Consider the following 15,446-nt stretch of genomic DNA (forward strand, 5'->3'; position numbering starts at 1 on the left):
CAGACAAGCGTGCCTCACCGAGGTGAGGCACGTCTCTTTGTCCCTTCTCGTTTTCGTGGGCGGCCACGTCTGTGAAGAGCGCAATAAGGCGGCTCGGAAATCACTTCAGCTGGGCCGTCGTAGAATGCGAGGCGATGAATACCTTTGTGCTGGCCTGGGTTTTGCTGCTGGTGTTTGCGGTTTTCAACAACTACGTCATCTACCGCCTGCTGCGCGAACGCAACCGCACCGAGTTGATGTGGATTGGGGTGGTGGCGACCGTGATTCCGGTGGGGCTATTCGCCCTGTGGCCCGGCGCTTATACCCTCATGTCGTTTCCGCTGCTGCAAAGCCTGGGAATGCTGGCCATCCTGCGCCTAGCCCAGCGGCGCTAGCGGGGCTGGGCCAGCACCACCGCCCAGGCATGACCGACCCTCGAGAGCCCCGCGCCAAACTCGGTGTAGTGGGGGTTCATGATGGCGCGACAGTGGGCGGGCGAACGCAACCACCAGCGCACCGCCCTGGCGGGGTCGCTGTTACGGCCCTTGAAGATGATTTCCGACATACGCAGGTAGCCATAGCCGGCCCTGGCCACCCGCACCCGGGGCCCTACACCCCGAAAATAGTGCGACATGAAGCCGTAGCGCCCCATATTGAGGGCATGACCCCTGGCGGCCTGGGCCAGGGTGGCATCGTAGCGCAGGGGCGGCAGGCGAACCCCACCCCCGCCCCCGCGACAGGCCAGGCCTCGAGCCCGGGCCTCATTGATGAGGGAGAGGGCCTTTGATTCCAACTGGGCTGTTGGCTGGGCCATCGCAACTGCAAAGCCCAGAACCATCCATGCCCAAGCCAGCTTCTTCATACCGAACGCACGAATGCTACCACACACCCCCACTCCGGGCAATCCGAATCCCGATTGAGACGGACTCAGACCAGGGCAAAGCTGAGCACTGCAAAAAGGATGCCCAATAAAGCCCCCACCGCCACCTCGAGGTAAGTGTGGCCCAGCAGCTCTTTCAACGGCTCGGGCCGGGGCCCATGCTCGAAGACGGCCCGAAACTCCTCAAAAAGGTCGTTCAAGCGTTCGGCGTGCAGCCCCGCCGCCCGCCGAATGCCGGTGGCATCGTACATCACGATAATAGCCAGCACCACCGCAATGGCAAAAAAGGCGCTACCCACCCCCTCGGTTATTCCCACCCCGGTCGCCAGTGCCGCAACCGTAGCCGAATGAGAGGAGGGCATGCCGCCGGTCTCGGCCAGACGCTCCCACTCCCAGCGGCGCTCAACCAGATAGTAGATAAAAAGCTTCAGGAGCTGGGCAAACACACTGGCCAGGATGGCCGTCCATAACACCTGATTGGAAAGAAGCTCGGTCACCGGCTTTCATTCTACCTTCATGGCGAAGGACTGGCCTCTGGTTTTTTCGCCGCGCCTTCTTCCGCAAAAGTGGGGGGCGCGGGCTGAACCCCCGAAGGGGACCAAACATGCCAGGCACCATAGCAGCAAACTAGGCTCCACCTTCGGGTCAGCCCCGGCGACGGATGGCCGCCTTGACCGTGTTGTGGAGGAGCATCGCCACCGTCATGGGGCCCACCCCCCCCGGCACCGGCGTCAAAGCCGAGACCACCCCGGCCACCTCGGGCGCAACATCACCAACCAGAATATCGCGGCCTTTTTCATTCTGGCCCACCCGGTTGATGCCCACGTCCACCACCACCGCGCCAGGGCGCACCATGTCGGGCGTGATCAGCCCTGCCTTGCCCACTGCAGCCACCAGCACATCGGCCCGGCAGCAGACCTCGTCCAGGTTCTGGGTGCGGGAGTGGGCCAGGGTTACGGTGGCGTTTTCGCGCAACATCAGGGCCGCCAGTGGCTTGCCCACCAGGTTGCTGCGGCCCACAATCACCACTTCCCGGCCCGCCAGGGGAATCTGATAGTGCTTCAGGATTCGCATAACGCCGGCGGGGGTGCAGGACTCCAGGGCCTCGAGGCCCATCCACAGCCGCCCGGCGTTGGTGGGGGTCAGGCCGTCCACGTCCTTTAGGGGGCTGATGGATTCCAGCACGGTGTTGAAATCGACCTGTGGAGGCACCGGCGACTGCACCAGAATGCCGTCCACCTCTGGGTCGGCGTTGAGCCGGGCGATATGGGCCAGCAGCTCATCTTGGGAGGTGCTTTCGGGAAAGACATCCACCTGGCTGGATAGGCCCAGCTTTCGGGCCTGCCGTTCCTTGAGCCGCACGTAGGAGACCGAGGCCGGGTCTTCCCCCAGCCGCACCACCCGCAGATGGGGCACATAGGAAAGCTTGGACAGTTGAACCTGCAATTCCTGATAAACCGCCTCGGCAACCGGAGGGCCGGATAGTTGGAGCATAAAAGACCTCGAGAAAACCTAAAAAGAGCCGGCGCCGGTTAGTCGCTCTTGGCAACCGCCTGTAACTCGCCGGATTCGATGCGCCTGAGCAACCGGGCCAGAACCCCGTTGACAAAGCGGCCCGAGTCCTCGCCGCCGTAGCGCTTGGCAATCTTGACCGCCACTTCGATCAGGGGGGCGTGCGGGGTGGGCTCAAAGAGCATCTCGTAGGCAGCCAGCCGCAAAACCGCCAGGTCGGTCTTGGCCATCTGACCAAAGCTCCAGCCCTCGATGGTCGTGGATAGGATCTGGTCTATGGTGGCCTGCTGGGCCTGGTAACCCTGCACCAGATGGTGGGCAAACGAAAGCCCTTCGGCATCCAGGACATCGGCCTCCTGATCCGACTCATCGGGCTCGATCTCCTGGGTGGCATGCTGCCAGGCTTCTTCGAGCGGAACCCCACCCACCGCATGCTCAAAAAGCACTTTGAAGGCCAGTTCACGGGCCTTACGCCGCATAAACGCTCCCTGTGGCGGTTAATGGCTCAGAACCGGGGGAAAAGTGGGTGGACTCGAGGGAAGCTGTTCCCTGTCCGCCCAAAGCCGTTTCTTCCCTACGCGGCATGGGGCTCCTTGTACTCGACCGCAACCACCGTGATGTTGACGGCTTTTACTTTGAGTCCTGTAGAGGCCATGAGCGTTTCGGCTACGGTCTTCTGGGCTTCCTTGGCGGCCTCCATGATGGGCCTGCCATAGTCCACGCTCAGGTTCAAATCGACCGTCACCCCATCGCCTTCGCGCTCGAGGCGCACCGGGCGCGACCGTCGGCCCGAGAGCACATCGCCCACGCTCCGGGTGCCCGCCGGGGCCAGCCGGAGCCCCTTCAGCCCCTCCATCGCCAGCACCACCAGGCTGACCAGGGCCGATTCAGAGACTTCGTAGTCCACCATGCCCGTAGTTTACCTGCTAACCACAGCGAGCACAAAAAGAAGCAACCAGGCCCCTACCCCGCGCCTTGCCTGCCGCGGGGAAAGTTGGCACGCCTGCTTTTTTGAGTAGGCGCACCCCAATGGTTTCAGGAAAACAGCGGCGAAAGGGCATGGCCTGGGGGGTACGACCCGGATTCTGCCCAATGGCCGCATGGCGTCCGAACCTAGACCACAACCATTGACGACGTGACGCTGCTGGTAAACTTTGGTTGCTATGCGATGGTTCTTCGCAGTGTTTCTCATGATCCTGTCTGGATGCGCCAGCGCCCCCCTTGCAATTGGCGTCAGGGACTTTGATGCGGACTTTACGGGCGTGCAAACGGGCCAAGCGGTTTTTGTGAAAGCGCAGTTTGATAAGCCCCCGGTGCCCGTTGCACAACTGACCCTGGAAGGCAGCCTCATTTTTCAGCAAACGTCAGCCAGTTTCACATTTTTTGCCAGTGACAGCGAACCCTGCAACAACCGGGTCAGTGGGTTTTACATTTGCAACCCCAACGCGCCTCACATTGAGCAATCCGGAACGGTGAACTTTTCATCCGGCACCACTCAGCCCTTGCGCCTGTCGGGCAACCGCCTGAAAAGCGGCATCAACAGCGGGAATCTCTGGCTAGGGGTTCGCCTGGATAGCGGCGGTGTCGCTTCAGGCACCCTTCAGTTCCGTAACCTGGTTGCCAGGGTGGCTTTTGTGCCCTAAAACGTCAACAATTGCTCGCAGAGCCGACGGGATGCCCTTGTATTCTCCAGTTCGGGCAGGAACGCAAGCCCAGCCAGGTATGATGGAGGCATAAAAGAAGGAAATACGCCCTGTTGATGTTGATATGGAACGTCTATTGATTGTCGAGGATGACCCCCAACTAGCCCACCTAATGACCTCGGCCCTCGAGCGCGAGGGATACTCGACCATGCTGGCCATCAATGGGCTGGATGCGGTGCAAATGGCCCCCCAAGCCGACCTCATGCTGCTCGACCTGGGCCTGCCCGGACTGGGGGGCCTCGAGGTAATTCGGGAGCTGCGCGAAGCCGATTGGAACCTCCCCATCCTGGTCGTCAGCGCCCAGGGTTCGGAAGAGGTGCGAATCCGAGCGCTGGAGCTTGGCGCCGACGACTACATCACCAAGCCCATGAGCGTACGGGAGATGGTCGCCCGGGTACGGGCCCTGCTGCGACGCGCTCGACCGGAACAGGAAATTTGTGTCAACGACCTGCGCATCGTGCTCAAACGGCGCCAGGCGTTCAAGGCCGACCAGCTCCTGGAGCTCTCCCCCACCGAACTGGATTTATTGCTCACGCTGGCCCAAAACCCCGGCGAGGTCTGGAGCCGGGAACGCCTTTTACAGCGGGTCTGGGGAGCCGAACGCGGCAGCGCGGTGGACGAGCGGGTGGTGGATAGCTATGTGGCCCTGTTGCGGCGCAAACTCGGCGACGATCCCAAAGCTCCGCGCTATGTTGAGACTGTTTTCGGTCAGGGTTACCGGCTTCGCTCAGAGCCATGAGGTGAAAAAATGAAGGCGAAATAGCCGGAACACTCTCCACATTTCATGAGGTTCAAGTTCAAGGACATTTGCTCAAGACAGAACTGTGGCTACCCATTTTGGCAGGTACCTTTGCATAGAGCGCAATATACTTTTGCATTGAAAAAATCAAGTTAATTACAACACTTTTCTTTTAGTCTAGACAATTCCCCTCTTCAATCGTTTATAACTCCCTATTCCAAATTAGGCGTTACATGAAATTACTTCGATATTTTCGAGAAAAAAACAGGAACATTAGGACAGTGAGAGCGCCTGAGGGTTCATACCGCACTAGGGTATCGTGACAAATAAACCAGTAGATCACAAGAGCGGCTTTATTGTCTGAGTTCGGGTAATGTGGCTGGGCACCTCAGCCACGGAGCCTTCTGGAGGATGCATGTACTTGAAGCGTTGGTTGGCTACAGGAGCGATGTTCTTAGCTGGGTTGGTGCTAGCCCAGGGTGGCACCGATATTCGACTTGACCTCAAGGCCCATCGGGTAGTAACCGTGCAGCAGGAGGGCAAAACCCTGGAGCGGCTCGAGGCCGCCCTGGACGTCAAACCCGGCCAGGTCATCGAGTACCAACTCAACGCCCAAAATACCACCGAAAAACCCCTCCGCCAGGTTGCCCTCATCATCCCGATTCCCGCCAACACTGCGTACCAGGCTTTGAGCGCACAGCCCTTGCAACTGGGCGAAACCCTGGTCACTGCTGAGTTCAGCTTCGACGGGGGGCGCACCTTTGGCAGGCCGCCGCTCAAGCGGAAGGTCAGGGTGGTGGAAAACGGCAAGGAGGTCGAAAAGGAAGTCGAAGTGAAACCCGAAGAATACACCCACGCCCGCTGGGTGCTACCCGAGCTGGGCGCCAAGCAAACCGTCTTGCTCAGACTTCGTACCGTTGTGCGATAAAGGAGGAACCCAGGAATGAACAAACTCTTTGCCCTGTTGGTTGCAGCACTGGTGCTTTTTGGGGCTGTGCTGGCCCAGCAGACCCCAGCTGGAACCAACATCTCCAACCAGGCCTCGGCCAGCTACATTGACTCGGCGGGTCAGGCCCGAACCACCACCTCGAACCAGGTCATCACCGTAGTGCAGCAGGTGTACAGCTTCAGCATCACCCCCGACGGCACCCAGGCCGCTCCTGGTCAGACCCGCAACGCCCTCCCTGGCGCCCCTGTCTATTTCAGCTACACGGTCAGCAATACCGGTAACGGCTCTGATACCATCAACCTGACCACTGTCCAGGACACCGGGGATAACTTCGACCTGAGCGGCACAGCCATCTACCTCGACGCCAACTGCAACGGCACCATTGACCCGGGCGAAACCACGGCCATCACCAGCGTGAACCTGACCCGCCAGGGCACCGCTGGGGCCAGCGCCTGTGTGATTGTGGCCGGCACCATTCCGGCCTCGGCCACCAACGGCCAGAACGGCAACCTCAACCTGAGCGGCACCTCGGCAGGCAACACCAGCGTGACCGACACCAACAACTGGGCCCGGGCCACCGCCACCACCAGCGCCGCCCTGACCGCCACCAAGTCGGCCAGCCCCGCCGGTAGCGTAAACCCTGGCAGCAACATCACCTACACCATCAGCGGTTCGAACGTGGGCGGTAGTGCGGCCAGCGGGGTGAGCGTGAGCGGTCTCAGCGGTAGCGGTATTTTGATCCGGGACACCATTCCCAATGGCCTGGTCGTGAGCACCCTACCCACCGGCAGCGCGGGTGCAGGTACGGTACAGTTCGTCTACAGTACCACCGGCACCACCTGGGCCCCGCTGACCGCCGGCAACCTACCGCTCACCGGCAACGGCACCATTGCGATTGGGATGTTCATCAGCGGAACCGGAGCCTTCTTCCCTCAGACCGCTTCCTACACTTTTAGCTTCCAGGCCACCGTACCTGCGGCTTCCGCAGCCGGAACCACCTACCTCAACAGCGCGACCGTGCAATTCAACAACGGTACGGCCAACCAGACCGTCACCTCCAACACCACCACCAACACCACCGCCAGCCGCTACAGTGTGGCCATCGGCGGAACCGGTGCCACTGCGGTGGACGGAGCCGATACCCAGACCCTGGCCTCGGCCTTCTCCGGCAGCACGGTCAGCTTCAATTCCACCCTGCAAAACACCGGCAACGCTTCGGATAGCTTCACCCTGAGCCTGGGTACCAGCACCCTGGGGGTCTGCACCCTGTTCCAGTCCGACGGCGTGACCCCCCTCGCCGGCCCGGTAGGCCCCCTGGCGGCGGGCGCAACCTACACCGTGGTGGTGCGCTGTGCGATTCCTGCTAGCCAGACCACTGGCGGCAGCGTGACCCTGACCGCCACCTCGGTCAGCAACCCCAGCGGCAGCGTAGCCACCCTGCTCGACGGCGTGGACGCCACCACCCTGGCCGTCACCTCGGTGGTCTTGGGCTATGGCGTGGATGCCGCCCACAACACCAACGGCGCCGCCGGCGGCGAGAGCGGCGACCCCGCCAACGATAGCCGTGCGGGCTACAACCCGGCAGTGAACCCTGGTGGCACGGCCCAGTTCCCCTTCGAGGTTAGCAACACCGGCCATAACCCCGACACTTACACCTTCTCGGCCACGCTGCCTGCGGGCTGGACGGTGGCCTTCTACCCCGACCTCAACTGCGATGGCAGCATGGACACCCCCACCCCGGCTCCGGTCAGCGGTACGGGTCTGCTGAACAACGGCAGCACCAGCTGCTATATCGCCGTGGTGCAGGTACCGGTCGGCGCCGCTCCGGTAGACGCCACCCCCGTCACCGGCGACAACGTGCAGTTCACCGTCACCAGCACCACCCTGGGCAGCGTCAGCGATACCATCCGGGGTGCGGTGGATGTGAACCTGGTGGCCCAGATTAGCCTCGAGCCGCCCCGCACCGGCACCATCACCACCCCAGGCACCCTCACCTACACCCACACCCTGGTCAACAACTCCAACCAGAGCGGGGTGTGCAGCATCACAGGCAACGGCGGCAGCTTTGGCTGGACCTATCAGTACTCGCTGGACGGCAGCACCTGGGCGGCCAGCCTGAGCGGGGTCTCGGTTGCGGCCAACGGCGGCAGCCAGACCCTCTATGTGCGGGTGCTGACCCCCGCCGGACAACCCATCGGGCGCACCGATGTCAACACCCTGACGGCCAGCTGCACGGTGGGCAGCGCCAGCGTGAGCGACAGCGTGACCGAGACCACCACCGTGGTCGGCGGTGACCTGCGTCTGACCAAGACCGGCGTGAGCTTTGTGGGCACCAGCAGCACCGTGCGCGACGCCAACGCTGCCACCGCGCTGCCCGGCGACGTCATCGAGTACACCGTGGTCGCCAGCAACATCGGCACGGGCAACCTCACGCAGGTTGTAATCACCGACCCGCTGCCCTCGTACACCAACTTTGTCAGCGTGAGCGCCACCCTCAGCGGCTTCAGTGGCGGTACGGTGCTCTACTCCACCAACGGAACCACCTGGAGCACCACCGCGCCCACCAGCCTGAGCGCGGGCAGCTCGATCTATGTGGCGGTGGACACCAACGGCGACAACACCATCAGCAGCGCCGACCTGATGCCGCCTTCGGCCACCATCACCATCGTCTTCCGCGTCCAGGTGCAATAAGCCCTGCCCACCCCCCTGTTTGGGGGGTGGGGAAATAACCTGGAAAATGCCGTGCGAGAGCCTATGATTGACCCTGAGCGGGCTGGCCATGGGCTCTCGCACCTCCTTTTTTGAGGACGTTCTTCACAACACCAGATGAAATTTTTGACGCCTGCACCGGTTCGAATCCTCTTGACGTCCGCGCTCGGCCTGGGAGCGCGGGTCGGGGGGGGACTGGTGCTGGCGGTGCTGCTCAACCTGGCCTGGGCCACCCCTGCCGGAACCATCATTCGCAACCAAGCGCTGGCGATAGTCAACGGGCAGACCTACCTTTCGAACGAGATTGAGACCGTGGTGCAGGCGGTATGTGCGCCCTCCCTCACCCCGAGCGGAACCCTGGGCGCCCCTGCCCAGCGGGCGGTGGTACCGGCGGGTGGGTTTGCATATTTTGCCTACTTGCTGCGCAATGGTGGAAACCAGGGCTTTACCTTCAACCTGGGCTGGGCCCAGGACGGCGCTCCCTGGACGCCGAGTTCGGTGCGGTTGTATCACGATGCCAACGCCAACGCCCGGCTGGATGCCGGCGAGGTGGAACTCAGCAGCGTTACCCTGGCCCCAGGCCAGGAAATCCGGCTGATTCTGGAGCTCCAAACCCCCTTAGCGGCCTCCGGCGAGCTGCACATCAGCCCGGTGGCCACCTGCCCCGACGGCACCCGCGACGACGACAACTACAGCCGGGTCAGCATCGGCAGTGGGGCCGCGCTTAATGTGGTCAAGTCGGTGGACATTCCGGAGGCCCGCGAGGGGCAGGAGGTGCGCTTCAGCATTCGGGTCTGGAACCTGGGCAACGCGCGGGCTGCCGGCCCCATTTACGTGAGCGACCTGCTGGACACCCCGGAGCTGCGCGACCTGAGCTATGTGCCGGGTTCGGCCAGCGCCGCCAAGGGCCGCCTCGAGTACAGCGATGGGGCCACCTGGAGCTCGAGTGAAACCCAGGTGCGGGGCATCCGCCTGGTGCTGGAGGGCCTCGAGTCCGGCGAGGAGGCGCTTTTCAGCTTCCGCATGCGGGTGGGGGCCGGTGCACCGGCGGGCCCCCGGCGCAACCTCGTGAGCGCCGAGTCCGCGAGCAGCAGCGCGCAGGCCTCCATCGAGCTGCAAATTGCGGCCCAGTACGCCCTGGCCCTGGGGCCTCTGAATAATCCGCAGGCGGTGGGGGCCGCCGATCAACAAACCGCGCAGTTGCTGGCCGGACAGCCCTATTGTTTTGCCCACACCCTGCTCAACCGGGGCAACGCCACCGACACCTACACCCTGGAAGCGGTGGGCTTGCCAAGCGGGGTCAGCTTGAGCTACCGCACCCTGGGGGGCAGCAGCCTGCCCCTCCCCATCGCCCTGCAAGCAGGGGCCAGCCTGAGCTTTGCCGCCTGCCTGCCGGGATTACCGGCAAGCACGGCCCCTTTCGAGTTCACCCTGCAAGCCCGCTCGGCGGCCACGGGCAGCACCGACCCCACCCTCAACCGGGTGGCGCAGGTGCTGGACCTTTCCCAGCTGGTGCTGCGCAAGAGCAGCCGCAGCGGCCCCACGGTGACCCCTGGGGAGCGGGTGGTCTATACGCTGGAAATCGAGAACCCCCTGCCCATTGCCCTCGAGAACGCCATTGTGGAGGACGTGCTGGACGCGGGCCTGGAGTTCGTCTCGGCCTCCGAGGGCGGCAGCTATGCCTCCGGAAGCCGCACCGTGCGCTGGAACCTGACCCTGACCGCCGGCAGCACCCGTACCCTGAGCCTCGAGACCCGCGTAAGCCCCGGCGCCCCCGACAACACCTCCATCCCCAACCGCTTCAGCCTGCGCTCCGAGGCCATTGGCAACCCGCTCTTTTCCAACACCGTAACCCTGAACGTGCTGGCCTCGGCGCTCCTGCTGGAAAAGCAGGTGCAACCCAGCCGGGCCAGCGTGGGCGACCTGCTCACCTATACTCTCACGGTGGTCAATGTGGGCCGGGTGGCCCTCTCGGTGCGCCTCGAGGACACCCCGGATGCCGGTCTGGCCTATGTGCCCGGCAGCGCCAGCCCAGGCGAACCCCTGCTGCAAGGGGGCAGGCTCATCTGGAACAACCTGACCCTGGCCCCCGGCACCCGCATGGTGCTGAGCTACAAAATGCGCGTGCTGGCCGGGGCCGGGCCCGCGCTTCGGAACACCGCAAGGGCCATCGGCAGTACCGGCAGCAACGCGGCGGTGGCCAGCGCGGTGGCCTCGGCCGTGGTGCAGCTCCAGCCGGGGGTCTTTACCCCACCCCACAGTTTGCTGGGGCGGGTCTTCCTGGACACCAACCGCGACGGCCAGTACACCGCGGGCCTGGACGTGCCGCTGCCGGGTGCTCGGGTGCTTCTGAGCAATGGGCTGCAAACCCTGACCGACAGCGAGGGCCGCTACATCTTCCGCAACCTGAGTGGGGGGCTGTGGGAGGTGACGCTCGAGCCCGCCTCGGCCCCCTTCCAGCCCCTTCCCCACCCCGAAGCCTTTGGCAACGGCTACCGCCACCGGGTGCGGGTGGAGGGCCTGAGCGTGAGCGACTTCCCGCTCGAGCGCCCGGCTGGCCTGGCCCGAACCCTGCGCGAGACCACGCTGGAGTTTGGGCCCCTCAGGGTAGAGAAAAAACTGCTGCCCCTCCCCAGCGGCGTGCGGGTGGTGCTGGTTCTGAACTCCGCCGAAACCCTCACCGACCTGACCCTCACCGACCCGCTGCCCGGCGGCGGGGAACGGGTGTTCCGGTTTGAGCAGTTCCAGGGCACCCAGACCCTCACCTACGACCTGCCGGGTGGCTTCCTGACCGACCCCCAGGCCCGCTGGAGGTATCCGTGAAGGGGACAGGGCTGAGGGCACAGGGCACAGGGCTCAGAAAGAGAGGCCTGTACCCTGGCGTGCTGCTGCTGGCCCTGAGCTTATGGCTCTGGGCTTTCGGCGGCATAGCCCTGGCCCAGGCCCGCACCGATCTGCGGGGCATCGTACCGGGCGATCGGCTGGGCTGGGAAATCCAGGCGCTGCGGGCCAGCGTGGTGGTGAACAAACCCACCCTGCTGAACCTGCAAATTTACTCGCCTGGTTTCGACCCGAGCGATTACCGCCGCGCCCTGCGGGGCCAGGAGGAGCTGGGCGACGAGCGCTACGACCGGGGCCAGGGCGAGATGGTCGCGCAGTTTGTGCTCGCGCGCGACGGGCAGGTTCTGGCCCAGCAGACCTACACGGTGGAGCCCCACCGCTGGGTGCTCTTTTTCCGGGGTCCGGTCGAACCCGGCGTGTACCAGCTTTCCAGCCGCCTGCAGGGCCTGGGCAAAAACGCCTTCCGCTACCGCATCCAGACCAGCGTGCCGGGAGCCGCCGAACTGCTGGTAGACCCCACCCTGCAACTCTACGATGTGCGCCAGTTCCAGATTGGCAACCCCCTTTCGGTCGCCACCATCAAGGGACAGGACTGGCTCGAGCCCTTCGTGCTGGGCGTGAGCCCCGAGGTTCTGCCGCTGCGGGTGGGCTTCTACGACGAGGACGGCGCCCGGGAGATGGAGGGCCGGGTTCGGCTGCCGGACGGACGCATCGAGCCGCGCAGTGTTTCCGGCGACCGTAGCTGGGCCTATTACGACATCCGCCAGCCGGGGGTGATTACCTTTGGCTTCCGCCAACCCAAAACCGCCACCCAGTACTCCAACACCATCGGCTTCCGTGTGGATGCCTGCATGGAGGTCGAGCAAAACGCCTTCCGGGTGGTGGCCCCGCGCCCGGTCACGGCGGCGGTGGTGGACGGCGAGGGCCGCCCCCTGAACGTGCCCATCGCCACCGAGGGCGACAAAATTCGAACCCTGACCCTTTCCACCCTGCCCGAGGGCTACCGCCTGGCGCGGCTGGAGGTGCAGGGCGGCGAACGCCTGGGGGCCCAGCGCGTGCGCTTTGGGTGTGCGGGGGGCCAGGCCCGTTTTGTGCTCGAAAGAACCGACCCTCCTCCCGCCACGCTGGAGCTCGAGGCGGTGCTGGTGCTGCCCGATGGCGAACAACCCTTTGACCTGCCCCTCCAGGTAGGCGACCAGGCCGTAACCCTGAACCAGGGCAGGGCCAGCCTGCGGTTACAACCCGGCAATTTCAAACTCGCACCCCAACTGAGCGGGGCCCGCATTGAGGGGCCGCCTTCGGTAGGGCTGGAGAGCGGCCAGACCCAGCGGGTGCGCTTTTGGGTCTACCCACAGGTGCAGCTCAGCCTGGAAGCCACCCCGGCCACCCTGCGGGTCGGCGAACAGACCACCCTGACCGCCCGCGTCAGCACGGCATTCCCACGCCTGCTGCCCGCCGACGTAGAGCTTCAGCTCCCTCCCTGCCTGGAAGCCCTGAGCGCCACCCGCCTGACCGCCCCCGTGGCCCAGGGCCGCGAGGCCGTGTTGCGGGTACAGGCCCGGGCCACCTGCAAAAGCGAACCCGAGGTGGGTGCCATTCTGGCTCCCTGGCAGCAGCAAGCCCAGGCCCGGCTGCGCGTGCTCCAGCCCGCCACCTTCACCCTGCGCAAGGAGGCCCTCACCCCCCGCGTGGCGGTGGGCAGCGAGGCCGTCTGGCGCCTGCGGGTGCAGAACACCGGCGACGAGGCAGGCCGGGTGCGGGTGCAGGATCCCCTGGCCGCCGGGTTGCAGGGCCTGCCGCTCGACCTGACCCTCGAGCTTCAGGCGGGCGAAGAACGGGCGCTCGAGGTGCGGGCCCGCGTGACCCCCGAAGCCCCCGCCACCCTGACCAACACCGCCCGCCTACTCGATGAGCAAAACCAACCCCTGGCCGAGGCCCGGGCCGAGGTGCAGGTGCTGCGCCCGGTGGCCGAACTCTCGCGCTCGCTGAACAAGCGCGTGGTGGTGCCGGGAGAGGGGGTGGAGGTGCGGCTGGTGGTTCGTAATACCGGCCAGGCCCCCCTGACCTACACCCTGCGCGACACCTATCCCGAGTGGCTCGAGGTCGCCACCACCCCGCAGTTCAGCGGCGAACTGGCCCCCGGCCAGAGCGCCACCCACACCTACTTAGCCCAGGTGCGCTTTGGCACCCCGGCGGAAGGGCTCTTCCAGGCCCAGCTGGTGTCCAACGGCGGCCACCTTAGCGCACCGGACCGCCTCCAGCGAACCCTGCTGCGCCTGGAAAAAACCGTGGAGCCGGCGCGGGTGGTGCTGGGCAGCCCGGCGGCCTTCACCCTCCGCCTGGGCAACCCCACCGACCATGCCATAACCCTCGAGCTGCGAGAGTCTCCCGACGAGGGCCTCAAAATGCAACTGCCCGACAACCTGCGCTTCACCCTGCAGGCCGGGGAGGTGCACGAACTGCGGCTCGAGGCCGAGGCGGGCCGGGTGGGCCTCCTGGAAAATCAGGTCACGGCCTTTATAAACGGAGTTCCGGCCTCCTTCCCCACCAAAGCCGCCCTGACCGTGCTGCCCATCCTGGAGCCCCTGCGCCGCTCCACCATTCACCTCGAGTTCAACCTCCAGAGCGCCACCGCCGGAGAGCGCCTGCTGCTGACCCACCGCCCGCCCGACCGGGCGGCCTATGAGCCGGGTTCGGCCCGGCTGGATGGCCGGCCCCTGCCCGACCCCAGGACAGACGACGCGGGCCGCCTGTTCTTCGAGCTGCCTTACCAGGCCCAGGGGGTGCTCTCCTACCAGCTGCGCCACCGCGAGGCCCTGGGGCCTGTGGCCGAACCCTCCCTGACTTTGCGCATCGCCGACCAGGAGGTGTATTTGCAAGGCCAGCAAACCTTTGCCAGCTTTGAAAAAGCCCGGCCCCTGGAGGTCAGGGCGCGCGAGGGCTACATTCAAGAGCCCCTGCCCGGCACCCTGTTCCGGGTGGATAAAACCCGGGTGGTGCTGCAAACCCCTTACGGCCTCGAGACCCGCCTGACCCTGAACGGCCAGCCCGTAGACGCCAGAAACCTGGGCCAGGCCACCTACGACAGCGGCCAGGGCCTCCAGCGCCTGGAATACTACGGCCTGCCGCTGCAACCGGGGCGCAACCTGATCGAGGTGCAAACCCCTGCCGGCTCCGACCGGGTGGAGGTCTTCCTGGCGGGCAGCCCCACCCGGCTGGAGGTGCGCCCCCTGCGCCTGTTGGCCGATGGCCGCACCCCTCTGGAACTGGAAATCCGGGCCCTGGACGCCTTGGGACTGCCAGCTGGCTTTGGCGCCCTCACGGTGGAGACCTCGGGCGAGCCCCTCGAGCCCGACGCTTTCCCGCTCCTCTCGGGCTACCAGGTGCTGCTCAAGGACGGGCAGGCCCTCCTGCGGCTCAAACCCACCGCCACCCCCACCCCCCTGCGCCTGCGGCTGGCCTTCGGCGAGGTGGAGGGCCAGGCCGAGTTCTTCGTGCTGGGCCGCCAGACCCGGCTGTGGCAGTTCCAGGGCAGCGTGGGGGCGCGGTTGGGCGAGAGCATCCAGGTGTTTGGAATGGGGCGCGGCTACCTGGAAAGCCCCTTCGCCGCCGGCACCCTGCGGGCCGCCCTGGATGGCTCGCTGCGCTTCAACCAGGGCCAGCCCGAGGTCGGGAACGGCCTGCGCGACCCGAACGACCCGGATGGGCGCTTCCCGCTCACGGGTGCGGGCAACGAGGCCCAGCAGCCCCTGCGCTCCGACGACCCGGTGGCCCTGCGCTACGACCAGGAAGGCTTCAGCCTGGGCTACTTTGCCGACCGGCTGAGCGTTTTTGGGGTGAGCGAACTGCCCCAGGGCACCGCCCTGCGCCTCGAGACCCGCGACGACCTGGCCCTGCAAGGCTTTGCGGGCTGGCTGCCGGTGGGCAGCAAAACCGACCTGATCGTGCCCGATGGCACCCGCTTCTACAAGCTGAGCGGGCCCGCCGAACCGGGCAGCGAAGAGGTAACGCTGCTGGTGGGGGCCAGCGAAAGACGGCTGGAGCGCCTCAAGGACTATGTGCTGGACGCCGCCAGCGGCATTCTGACCCTCTCCGAACCGCTTTGGCCCAGTAGCTCCGACTTCCAGCCGGTGC

Annotated in this window: 12 protein-coding genes; 7 read left to right on the forward strand and 5 right to left on the reverse strand. The window is 65.1% G+C overall.

Features of this window, described 5'->3' with window-relative positions; all coding sequences use genetic code 11:
- The first annotated feature begins 134 nt into the window (after positions 1–134).
- Complete coding sequence (locus NZN28_RS11065) at positions 135–374, forward strand: hypothetical protein (protein WP_295398170.1); 240 nt, start codon at positions 135–137, stop codon at positions 372–374.
- On the opposite strand, the gene NZN28_RS11070 is transcribed toward NZN28_RS11065, so the two are convergent.
- The 5 genes from NZN28_RS11070 to NZN28_RS11090 form a co-directional block, all read right to left on the reverse strand.
- Positions 371–841 (reverse strand): CAP domain-containing protein, encoded by a 471-nt coding sequence (locus NZN28_RS11070; RefSeq protein ID WP_295398172.1) that lies wholly within the window; start codon positions 839–841, stop codon positions 371–373. The two genes, NZN28_RS11065 and NZN28_RS11070, sit on opposite strands and share 4 nt — an antisense overlap.
- A 65-nt stretch (positions 842–906) precedes the next feature.
- Positions 907–1,356 (reverse strand): divergent PAP2 family protein, encoded by a 450-nt coding sequence (locus tag NZN28_RS11075; protein WP_295398174.1) that lies wholly within the window; start codon positions 1,354–1,356, stop codon positions 907–909.
- Between the two features lie 148 nt (positions 1,357–1,504).
- A complete protein-coding gene (locus NZN28_RS11080) occupies positions 1,505–2,353 on the reverse strand; it encodes a bifunctional methylenetetrahydrofolate dehydrogenase/methenyltetrahydrofolate cyclohydrolase (protein WP_295398176.1) in 849 nt (282 codons plus the stop codon).
- Between the two features lie 38 nt (positions 2,354–2,391).
- Positions 2,392–2,850, reverse strand: coding sequence for a transcription antitermination factor NusB (nusB, locus tag NZN28_RS11085; RefSeq protein ID WP_295398178.1), 459 nt, complete (start codon positions 2,848–2,850; stop codon positions 2,392–2,394).
- A gap of 95 nt (positions 2,851–2,945) precedes the next feature.
- Positions 2,946–3,281, reverse strand: coding sequence for an Asp23/Gls24 family envelope stress response protein (locus tag NZN28_RS11090; protein ID WP_295398179.1), 336 nt, complete (start codon positions 3,279–3,281; stop codon positions 2,946–2,948).
- A gap of 253 nt (positions 3,282–3,534) precedes the next feature.
- Between NZN28_RS11090 and NZN28_RS11095 the strand changes: the two genes are divergently transcribed.
- The 6 genes from NZN28_RS11095 to NZN28_RS11120 form a co-directional block, all read left to right on the forward strand.
- A complete protein-coding gene (locus tag NZN28_RS11095; RefSeq protein WP_295398180.1) occupies positions 3,535–4,014 on the forward strand; it encodes a hypothetical protein in 480 nt (159 codons plus the stop codon).
- A gap of 124 nt (positions 4,015–4,138) precedes the next feature.
- On the forward strand, positions 4,139–4,813 hold the full coding sequence (locus tag NZN28_RS11100; RefSeq protein WP_295398181.1) for a response regulator transcription factor: 675 nt from the start codon (positions 4,139–4,141) through the stop codon (positions 4,811–4,813).
- A gap of 421 nt (positions 4,814–5,234) precedes the next feature.
- Positions 5,235–5,741: a hypothetical protein gene (locus tag NZN28_RS11105; protein WP_367275832.1), complete on the forward strand. Its 507-nt coding sequence runs from the start codon at positions 5,235–5,237 to the stop codon at positions 5,739–5,741.
- Positions 5,742–5,756: 15 nt separating this feature from the next.
- Positions 5,757–8,453, forward strand: coding sequence for a DUF11 domain-containing protein (locus tag NZN28_RS11110; RefSeq protein WP_295398183.1), 2,697 nt, complete (start codon positions 5,757–5,759; stop codon positions 8,451–8,453).
- Between the two features lie 135 nt (positions 8,454–8,588).
- On the forward strand, positions 8,589–11,294 hold the full coding sequence (locus tag NZN28_RS11115) for a hypothetical protein (protein WP_295398185.1): 2,706 nt from the start codon (positions 8,589–8,591) through the stop codon (positions 11,292–11,294).
- A 59-nt stretch (positions 11,295–11,353) separates the two neighbouring features.
- On the forward strand, positions 11,354–15,446 hold a 4,093-nt coding region (locus NZN28_RS11120), incomplete at its 3' end, for a hypothetical protein (RefSeq protein WP_295398187.1).

It is taken from the genome of Meiothermus sp. (assembly GCF_025056915.1).
In the GTDB taxonomy this organism is placed as follows: domain Bacteria; phylum Deinococcota; class Deinococci; order Deinococcales; family Thermaceae; genus Meiothermus.